The organism is Colidextribacter sp. OB.20 (genome assembly GCF_009911595.1).
GTDB lineage: Bacteria > Bacillota > Clostridia > Oscillospirales > Oscillospiraceae > Lawsonibacter.
The window spans coordinates 1-9,226 of the sequence record NZ_QWKG01000100.1; the positions used below are offsets into that span (position 1 = coordinate 1).

General features: G+C 57.3%; 11 protein-coding genes. 8 read left to right on the plus strand and 3 right to left on the minus strand.

Going from position 1 to position 9,226, the window contains the following annotated elements:
• Positions 1-99: 99 nt before the first annotated feature.
• The 3 genes from D1641_RS17805 to D1641_RS17815 are packed head-to-tail and all read right to left on the minus strand — an operon-like array spanning position 100 to position 2,722.
• Complete coding sequence (locus D1641_RS17805) at positions 100-1,263, minus strand: M20 family metallopeptidase (protein WP_160668146.1); 1,164 nt, start codon at positions 1,261-1,263, stop codon at positions 100-102.
• A gap of 17 nt (positions 1,264-1,280) precedes the next feature.
• The gene (locus D1641_RS17810) at positions 1,281-1,988 is read right to left on the minus strand and encodes a hypothetical protein (protein ID WP_160668149.1); all 708 of its coding nucleotides are present in this window, start codon (positions 1,986-1,988) and stop codon (positions 1,281-1,283) included.
• A 14-nt stretch (positions 1,989-2,002) separates the two neighbouring features.
• Complete coding sequence (locus D1641_RS17815; protein WP_160668151.1) at positions 2,003-2,722, minus strand: DUF5058 family protein; 720 nt, start codon at positions 2,720-2,722, stop codon at positions 2,003-2,005.
• Between the two features lie 161 nt (positions 2,723-2,883).
• Between D1641_RS17815 and D1641_RS17820 the strand changes: the two genes are divergently transcribed.
• The 8 genes from D1641_RS17820 to D1641_RS17855 all read left to right on the plus strand — a co-directional run bounded on the left by D1641_RS17820 (position 2,884) and on the right by D1641_RS17855 (position 9,061).
• Complete coding sequence (locus tag D1641_RS17820; RefSeq protein ID WP_160668153.1) at positions 2,884-3,774, plus strand: LysR family transcriptional regulator; 891 nt, start codon at positions 2,884-2,886, stop codon at positions 3,772-3,774.
• A 132-nt stretch (positions 3,775-3,906) separates the two neighbouring features.
• Positions 3,907-4,245 carry a hypothetical protein gene (locus D1641_RS17825; protein WP_160668155.1) on the plus strand — a complete coding sequence of 113 codons (339 nt, stop codon included), beginning with the start codon at positions 3,907-3,909 and terminating at the stop codon, positions 4,243-4,245.
• Between the two features lie 37 nt (positions 4,246-4,282).
• Positions 4,283-5,182: a Bro-N domain-containing protein gene (locus tag D1641_RS17830; RefSeq protein ID WP_160668157.1), complete on the plus strand. Its 900-nt coding sequence runs from the start codon at positions 4,283-4,285 to the stop codon at positions 5,180-5,182.
• Between the two features lie 73 nt (positions 5,183-5,255).
• Complete coding sequence (locus D1641_RS17835; RefSeq protein WP_160668159.1) at positions 5,256-5,639, plus strand: hypothetical protein; 384 nt, start codon at positions 5,256-5,258, stop codon at positions 5,637-5,639.
• A 15-nt stretch (positions 5,640-5,654) separates the two neighbouring features.
• A complete protein-coding gene (locus tag D1641_RS17840; protein ID WP_160668162.1) occupies positions 5,655-6,050 on the plus strand; it encodes a type II toxin-antitoxin system RelE/ParE family toxin in 396 nt (131 codons plus the stop codon).
• A 307-nt stretch (positions 6,051-6,357) separates the two neighbouring features.
• Entirely contained in the window at positions 6,358-7,035 is a 678-nt protein-coding gene (locus D1641_RS17845; RefSeq protein ID WP_160668164.1) for a hypothetical protein, read from the plus strand.
• Positions 7,032-7,841 carry a class D sortase gene (locus D1641_RS17850; protein WP_160668166.1) on the plus strand — a complete coding sequence of 270 codons (810 nt, stop codon included), beginning with the start codon at positions 7,032-7,034 and terminating at the stop codon, positions 7,839-7,841. Before D1641_RS17845 ends, D1641_RS17850 begins: the two co-directional genes overlap by 4 nt.
• 206 nt (positions 7,842-8,047) lie before the next feature.
• Positions 8,048-9,061 carry a transglutaminase domain-containing protein gene (locus D1641_RS17855; RefSeq protein WP_160668167.1) on the plus strand — a complete coding sequence of 338 codons (1,014 nt, stop codon included), beginning with the start codon at positions 8,048-8,050 and terminating at the stop codon, positions 9,059-9,061.
• The last annotated feature ends 165 nt before the right edge of the window (positions 9,062-9,226 follow it).

Here is a 9,226-nt window from a genome sequence, read left to right on the forward strand (position 1 = left end):
CTTTGTCCAATCAGGTTATTTCCAGCATCACTGGGAGAGACTGGATAATTAAATCTTTTAATTAAGAAATAGTATGAATTCAGGAAATTTTTGCTCCCCTCAGTGCTCTCTCAGCCATGCGGCCGCGCCGGAGGCGTAGGTCGCCGCTCCATAAATGAGGGCCTCCTCCCGGAATCGAATCTCCGGGCTGTGCAGGCCGACGCCGCAGCCGTCCTCCGCGGTGCCGCCCCCCATCACAAAGAAGGTGTAGGGGACATGGGCAGCCACCTCAGAAAAGTCCTCCGAACCGCTCATCTTGTCGCCCCGCCGGATCATCTTCAGCCCCTCCTCCTGCCATCCCCGGGCCGCAGACTGGGCGGTGTCCTCGTCAATATTCAGGGCACAGACGGAGTACAGATCAGTCACCTGGGCGCTGCCCTGGAAAGCCTGGGCCGTGTGGGTGCAGACAGTCCTGATCCGCTCCAGCAGACGGGTCCGGAGCTCCTCGTTGAAGGTGCGCAGGGTGCCTTCCATCACCACGGAGGAGGGGATAATATTGGCCGCCTCGCCCCCCTGGAATTTTCCGAAGGTCAGCACAACCGTCTCCATCGGGTCCACCTCCCGGCTGATCAGCTCCTGGAGGGCCAGATGGATGTGGACGCCGATGTTGATGGGGTCCACGGCGGTGTGGGGGTGGGCGCCGTGGCCGCCCTTGCCCTCAATTTTGATTACCAGATGGTCGCTGGAGGCCGAGACCACTCCGGTCCCGTAGCCGCCGAAGCCCACCGGGATCATGGGGATCATGTGGGCTCCCATGGCCGCATCCACATGGGGATGCTCCAAAATGCCGGCCTCCACCATGCTCTTGGCCCCGGACAGCACCTCCTCCCCGGGCTGGAACATGAGCTTGACCGTCCCGTTCAGCTCCCCTTCCCGCTCCTTTAACAGCTGGGCGGCCCCCAGCAGCATGGCGGTGTGCATGTCGTGCCCGCAGGTGTGGGCACAGCTCCGCCGGGAGGCAAAGGGCAGCCCGCTCTTCTCCTCCATGGGCAGGGCGTCCATGTCGGCCCGGAGCAGAAATACCTTTCCCTCCGGATTTCCGGTCACCGTGGCCGTGACCCCCTGGCCCAGCCGCCGGGGCTGATAGCCCATCTCCGTCAGCCGTCGCATCACATGCTCCGTGGTCTCCGGCAGGTCCATCCCCACCTCCGGGTGCTGGTGGAGATACCGCCGGTCGGTGACCATCTGCTCATACAGCTCCTGCGCTCTCTGCAAATAGCTCATAAAAAACTCTCCTTCCGTCAGCCGTTTGGTTCCAAATGGACCACCCTGATCTGCCCCATCCGGTACAGCACCCAGGCGCACACCATGCACAGGGGGATGCAGGCCAGGATAGCCAGCCCCCGGTTCACCGGCGTCACGAACACATGGATTACAAAGACCAGAATCCCGGGGAGGATGGCCGCCTTGATCTTTCCCTTGATGACGGTGCCCCCCGCCTTGCTGGTCATCTGGCTCAGGAACAGGCAGCCGTACAGGGCGGGGAGTATGTAGTTGCCCGCGATGCGCACCGGCTCGCTCTCCAGCACCGGCTGGAGGGGGACCAGCAGCAGCACACCCAGGGCCACAATCACCGTGGTCACAATGGAGGAGACCGCCACCGCAACGGTAGCGACGGCGTCGCCGGCGTCGCTGTTCTGCTCCACGTCGGCCATCTCCAGGGCGTTGAGGGCGCAGGGCAGCTTCAGGTTGGAGATGTTTCCGGTGATAAAGGTGATGTAGGAGGCGGAGCCCAGCATGGGGACACAGGTGATGACCTCCGAGACGGCGGTGGGCACATACATAGCCAGCAGGCCGCTGCCGAACAGCAGCAGGTCCGGGACGGAGGGAAACATGTGATACACCCCGCACATCACGGTGGGGATGCCCAGCATCCAGAGGATGGCCAGGGCACTCCCTATCCGGCCGGTGCGGTGGACGGAGCGGATATAGCTGTCACTCTGTTTCATATGAGAAACCTCCCTTATTTCAGCAGCCCTTCCAGCAGGACGGAGGCCGCCATGCTGACGATCAGCGAGATGGACATGATGAAGCTCCCCATCCAGTTCAGCTTAAAGCGCCGCATACACAGCACGCACAGGGCCGCCACCCCCATGCTGACCAGGAAGGTCAGGGCGTACACCGTCCCGGAGGCGAAGATCAGCGGGGTAAAGGCCGCTACGATACCCAGGAAGAAGCAGGAGTTGATGATAGTGCCCCAGTCGCCCCGCTTTTTCTTCAGGGTGCTCATGCCGTTCTGAATCTTCTCCACAGCGAAGATGTTGATGATAATGCCGGCCAGGATACAGATGCTCATAACGAACATCACCGCGCCGAAAATGGTGTAGTCGGCCTGGGAGGCCATCTCACCCACCGAGGCGTAGCCCACCCCATCGGCCACCATATCTGCCGCCATCAGCTCATAGCTCACCGAGCCCACCACCGACAGGCGATACCAGGGCCAGGGAACCCCCAGCACGGTGGACAGAGTAAACAGCCCAATCACAATGGAGATGGAGGGGACGACGGTAAAGACTGCTGAACTGCGGGCCACCGACCGCAGCTTTTCCCGGGAGATTCCCAGCTTCAGACAGCGCCTCCAGGATTTGCGCAGAAACACAGCGGACAGCCCCACGATATACAGGATCCCGGCCGCCACCAGGAGAAAGAGGAGCGGGGAATTTGCCACATCAAAATAACCCATATTGGTCCTCCTTTTAGCGTATCGCTCATTTTTTACAAATACAGCAGCTGTTTTTTGTAACATCATCTTGCCACAGAACACTCCCCTTGAAAAATATATAATCTATTTACTTCTTATATCAAAAATGATATGATAGATGAAGCTGTGAGGGAGGGTTCATTATGGAGCAACTGGACCTGAAATACCTGCCATATGCCCTGGCGGTGGCCCGGTGCGGGTCGGTAACCCGGGTAGCACGGGAGCTCTATCTGGCTCAGCCCAACCTGAGCCGGGCCATTGCCGAATTGGAGCAGTCCCTGGGCTTTCCCCTGTTTATCCGCACCCGGCAGGGGATGAGTCCCACTCCCCAGGGGGAAAAGTTTCTGACAGAGGCGGAGAGGATGCTGGACCGGCTGTCCGCCCTGGCTCGGGAGTGCCGTCAGGCGGAGGGCTGCCGGCTCCATCTGGCCTGCGTCCCCTCCTCCCTGTTTGTCAACACCATTCTGGAGGCCGCCAGCCGCCAGCCGGAGCTGACTGTCCAGTGTGAGGAGTATTATAACTGCCTGGAGCTGTTTGACCGGGTGTCAAAGGGGGCCTCCCAGGCGGCTTTCCTCACCTTCGGCACGGAGATGAGGGATGAGCTGTCGGCCTACTGCGCCCGCCGGGAGCTGGAGTATCACACCCTGGCCCAGAGTCCCGCCTACGGGGTGGTCCACCGCTCCAGCAGCCTGTACCATCCGGAGACCAGTCCCCCCTCCATCCGTTACGACCAGGCCCGCCTGATGCTGAACGTGACCTACTTCGATCCCATTGGAATCCACTTCCACCCGGAAAAAGCCGCCCTTCCCAGCTCCAAGGGCATCTGCCGCGGAGTCGGGCGGGCGGGTAATCTGGACATGCTGGAATCCATGGATGACCTAGTGATGATCTCCTGCTATATCCACTCCAAGATCATGGCGCGCAACGAGCTGGCCGCCGTCCCCATTCAACCGGAGTTTATGGCCTATGAATATGGCTATGTTACAAAGACCGGCGCTGCGCTCGGTGAAGGGCTTCAATCCCACCTCACATAAATCTGCCATGCGGTTCAAAGAGAGCTGCTGCTTTGCAGCTTTACCTAATTTCCACATGAACAGACAGCCGGAGGCTGAACAGGCAGACCAAATTTATCCGCAGATCAATATGTATTCTCCGGAGCAGCTTGTTTGCCGTCATTTGGCCTGCTCCATTTTTATGACGCCCTTTTTCCATACGCCGCTGAGTCTCAAAAACCGTTCATCGAGATATGCTCCATTGTGGGCTATCAGATCAACAAGGCCGCCATGCAGCACATCGTCCGCAAATGTCCTCCGCCTACTGCTGATTGTCAGGCCGTTTTCACCGCATATCGCGAGGCCCGGGACGCGGCGGAAAAACGCCTGATGGCCCCACCCAGGAAGATATCCTTTGACCGTAAACGCTTTGCCCCCTACCTGGACAAGTTCAGGAGTGATCAGGAGATTGAAAAGCTGTTCCTGGAGTTCTTGCGGGAGCGGGCCGGATGACGTATAATGGGGTAAAACAGCGATTGTGAGGGGTACTATGAGTGAACAGGATAAAATCCAACTGTTTGAGGATCAACCCATTCGTGCGGCATGGGATTCAGAGCAGGAAGAATGGTATTTTTCCGTTGTCGATGTAATCAAGGTGCTGACAGGAAGTCCTAATCCTCAAACCTACTGGCGCGTTATGAAAAAACGCTTGAAGGATGAGGGAAATGAAACCGTTACAAATTGTAACGGTTTGAAAATGGTAGCGGCAGATGGTAAACGCCGTATGACGGACGTAGCCACCACAGAACAGCTGCTTCGCCTAATCCAATCCATTCCATCTCCCAAAGCGGAACCCTTTAAACTCTGGCTGGCTCAGGTCGGCCGAGAGCGCATTGAGGAAACCATAGACCCGGAACAAGCCATCGACCGGGCGCTGGAAACCTATCAGCGGAAAGGATACTCCCCCGATTGGATACATCAGAGAATCCTTGCCATCCGGGTCCGCAACGAGTTGACAGCCGAGTGGCAGGAACGGGGTGTCCAACGGGGCAGAGAATACGCCATTCTCACAGATGAAATTACCCGTGCCTGGTCTGGTATGACAACAAAGCAGTACAAGCGATTGAAAGGGCTGAAAAAAGAAAATCTTCGGGACAATATGTCTGACCTGGAGTTGGTTCTAACTATGCTGGCAGAAGCTACTACCACTGAGATATCCAAGCGAGAGGAGCCAGAGACCTTTTCAGAGAACCTGGAGATCGCCCGTTCTGGTGGAGAGATTGCGGGAGATACACGTAAAGCCATTGAAAAACGGACAGGCCAGCCTGTAATTACATCTCAGAACGCTACCCAGTTGAACGCCGTGGTCACGCAGATGATCGAGACAGTTGCTGTTTCTCAGCTAGAGGAGCTGCCACCATCTGTGGAAGAAAAAACAACTAAAGATTGAGCCATGCTTTACAGCCTGGTGCCGCTTATGCGGCCCCAGGCATTTTTTATGCTCCGAGGGAGGTGACGACAACATGAACGATTACCAGCGGCCCCATAGTCCCTTTGAGGATTCCGCCGCTCAGCGGCTGCAGCGGATGGGCCTGACAACGGCGGATGGCTCTCCGGAACGGGATGCCATGACCGTGTTCAGCACAATCTTCGCCGGCCGGTTTTTCGATGACCTGTGCGACTATTATCAGGACTTCCAGGATGTCCAAGACACCATCGCCCAAATCTTCCACACAGCGGAGCAGGCCGACCCCAAGCAGAAATTTCTGCTGATCTGTCTGCAATATGACAGTATTTACCGCTCCCTGCCCGACCCGGTCTGGTGGATCAGCGGAAGCCCGGATTTTGCAGAGCTTTTTGCTGAGGACTTCCTGGCCCACCTGAAACGGCTGGCAGAAAACACATAATGGGAGGATGAGAACATGAATCGCATCAAGATTTACAAGCCACCGGATGGTCCCACCCAAGCTGCGAACTTCATCGAGGGACTGGAGCCCAAGCTGCGAGACAAGGTAGTCCGGCAGATTATTTATCTGTCCCAGACTTCTCCTCCGGAGCTGAAAGAGCCCCACTACAAGCACTTCTCTATCGAGAAATACCAAAGCCTCTACGAACTCCGGGAGAAAGGCAGGGTGGTGGTGCGAATCATCTTCACCCCCTGCCCCAACGGAGGCTATCTGTTGCTCCACGCTTTTGTGAAACGCCAAAAACGTGACACTATGCAGGCGCTGGAGCACTCACTCAGACTGCTGGCGTCACTCTGGGAACACCCGGAGTACGCAGTAGAATATACAGTTAAGGAGGAAAACCGTGCATGAAGCCAATCGTACCTATCACCCTGGCGGCCGCGCTGGCACTGTCCAGTGCGGTATTTTTCTGGAGAAGGAGGACCCGGATATGAAAAGACTGCTTACCTGCCTGCTGCTGGCGGCGGCCCTGGTGACTAACACCTGCGCTCTGGAGGTACCCACCGACACCACCATCCAGAATCTCAACGGGAGCTAGCAGCTCATCAAGACCTTCATCCTGCCCCCCAGTGCCGACCCCCAGCAGCTCATCGAGGAGCCCTTTGAGCAAGAGGGTTACCGCTACGTCTATTCGGACATTGTCAAGTCGGAGAACCAGGTGTCGGATCGGAAGTACCACACCAAGACGGTGACCCTGGAGACGGACACCAAGGACTTGGGTAAGATCCTGGAGCAGCTGGACACCACCCTGGACTACGACGACGGCACCTACTCCGGCGTTCTGACCCTGGACCACACCGCCATCCGTACCGAGGCCTCCGGCTATACCAGTCAGGCCAGGAACATCACCGCCACCAAGACCATCGGGCCGCTGGATCGCAACGACATGTCCTACGTCCCGGCCGCCACCGTCAAAAACGGCGTGACGCTGAACCTGTCCAACGTGGACTGGCAGGTCATCGGTACCGACCTGGTGGGCGATACCCTGGCTCCGGCCTCCTACCAGGCTGTAGCCACCTACTCTGGAAAGTCCTACCACAAAGTCGCCACCGGATACGTTACCTCCGCAGACTATGTGGGGGAGGTAACCCGGAACGATGTGGAGAGCGTCACCTATAAGGTGACCTATCTGGGGACAGCGGCGGAGGGCTCTGCTCTGATTGCCAACCGGGGCGGTATCAGCATGGCCGGCCTGCCCTACGCCCTGGGCGTTCTGGGGGTAGGGACAGTCGCCACCCTGGCGGTGCTGTTGTTCCGCTCCCGCCGGGCCCTGCGGCAGCTCCAGGAGGAAGAGCCGGAGGACGAATTGGAACATGAACAGGAGGAGACAACATGAAAAAGCTGAACATCCTGACCCGAGCAGTCCTGCCTGCGCTAGCGCTGCTGGCTCTGGCCCCCTCCGCCTATGCGGCGGCGGACTACTCCTTTGAGACAACCGCCCCCCAGGACTACTACAAGAGCACCAGCTATGAGGACATCTACGGCAGCCAGTACAACTACGGCGGCAGGAACGTGGTGGACTACCAGGTGCCGGAACTGGAGTATGGGCGTCCGAGCACCACCATGACTGGCGTGATGGAGCGCACCATCCTCCCCGGCCTCCAGCAGAGCGTGGCCACCGGCGGGGGCGGTTACGGCATCAGCGGAGGCGGACCTGTCACTGACCTGGCGGAGTCCGGCAGACCTGGCTCCACTGTTATTACCGCGCCCACCTACCAGCGGCCCGCCTATACCAGCGTGGAGGGCATGGCCTATAAGGACGGCCATATTGGCACTGTGAAGATTCCCTCCCTCAAGATCAGCATGAAGCTGTGGGAGGGCGAAACCAACGCCAGCATGAAGAAGGGCCTGGGCCACTACAGCTCCACTTCCGCCTGGGACGGCAACGTCGGAATCTGCGGGCACAACCGGGGGGCCAAGTACTCCATCGGCTCCATCAAGAATCTGGAGCAGGGCGATACCATCACCTACACCACCGTCTACGGCACCCGGACCTATGCGGTCGAGACGGTAAAGATCATTTCTAACACCGACTGGAGCTATCTCCAGGCCACCACCGACAACCGCATCACCCTCACCACCTGTCTGGCCGACCACCCGGAGAGCCGGGTCGTGGTACAGGCCGTCGAAACTCGTTCATAAAAGGTTTACAAATAACTTTTTGCGGCAAGTTATGCCAGAAATGGGGGCACATTTAGCTGAACGGATAATAAATGCGGTGAAATTCAAAACACCGGCGCTGTGCTCTAAAATAAATCCTTTGACAGTATAAAAGCTCCGTATTATGCTCAAATCGAACCAGGAAAGAGGCCAGTAAATCAGTTATGAGCAGGAAAGGAGCGTTGACAATGAAACAAAAGATCACTGTTTTTATAGTGGGATTATTTACCGGAATTATCCTGCTGGGCGGCGGCGCAGCCTATGCGGCGGGGATCATGGCGGAGTATGCTCCCCAGGCGGCCTATGTGGATGGAGTGCCCGTCCAGATGGAGGCCTACAACATCAGCGGTTATAACTTCGTCAAACTGAGAGACATCGGGCAGCTGGTGGGCTTCAATGTCTATTGGGACGGCCATATCCAGATCGACAGCGATGCCCCTTACATCGGCGAAGCCCCCAGAAAGCCGGAGCCCACTCCCTCCAAAAGTGTCCCGGACTACAGCACCCAGGCCAACCCGGCTATCTTCAACAGTGAGATGACCCGAGAGGTCTACAATACCGCCCGGGATTCGGTCGTCCATCGGGATGAAATTGCCGCGGGGACCTACACACCAGTTAAAATGGAGGCAGCCCCTAATCGTCGTGAGCGGCTGGATGGTATAGTCTGCAAGCTGGGAAACTACCCTGTCTTTGATGTGCAGGTTCCGGAGGCTGGAAAACTTGCCGTTACCGCAAGGTACACCTCGGCCTATGACGATGCGGTCGCACACACTCAGAACTTCATTGATAGTCTGTCCAGCCTGAGTCAGCGGGAGCAGGTGAAAGAGATTACCTGGTATGTGGCGGACCGGCTGACCTACAGTACCACGATCACCTCCCCGACTAAGGTACTTGCCTCCGACAATGTTCTGTCTGGTAACTGCATGTCCTACGCCCACAGTTTCATCTTCCTCTGCAACCGGGCCAATATCCCATGTGTCCTGGTCAGCAGCACAGTCCACCAGTGGAACATGGTCTATGTGGACGGCCAGTGGTGGTGTGTGGATGTAAGTGCCAATGATGCCGGAGATGATGTAGTCAACAGAGGTAAATGGAACATCCTGAATCCCACTTTCAATAATTACGGTGACTACTTCATCGACTCAGACCCCAGCGCCACCCGTTTTGCCCAGGAGCTCCTGGTCCCGGGCTCCACCAGATAAACCAAATATCACAAACTGAACCAAGGGGCGTATGCTTAAAGCATACGCCCCCTACTTTTGAAAGGAGAAACGACCCCATGAAAAAAATATGTGAACCGCCCCCTGTCAAGTAGACAGATGAAAAAAAGAAAATTAGGCCACGAGGGTCTGGTTCCTGAAAGCAAG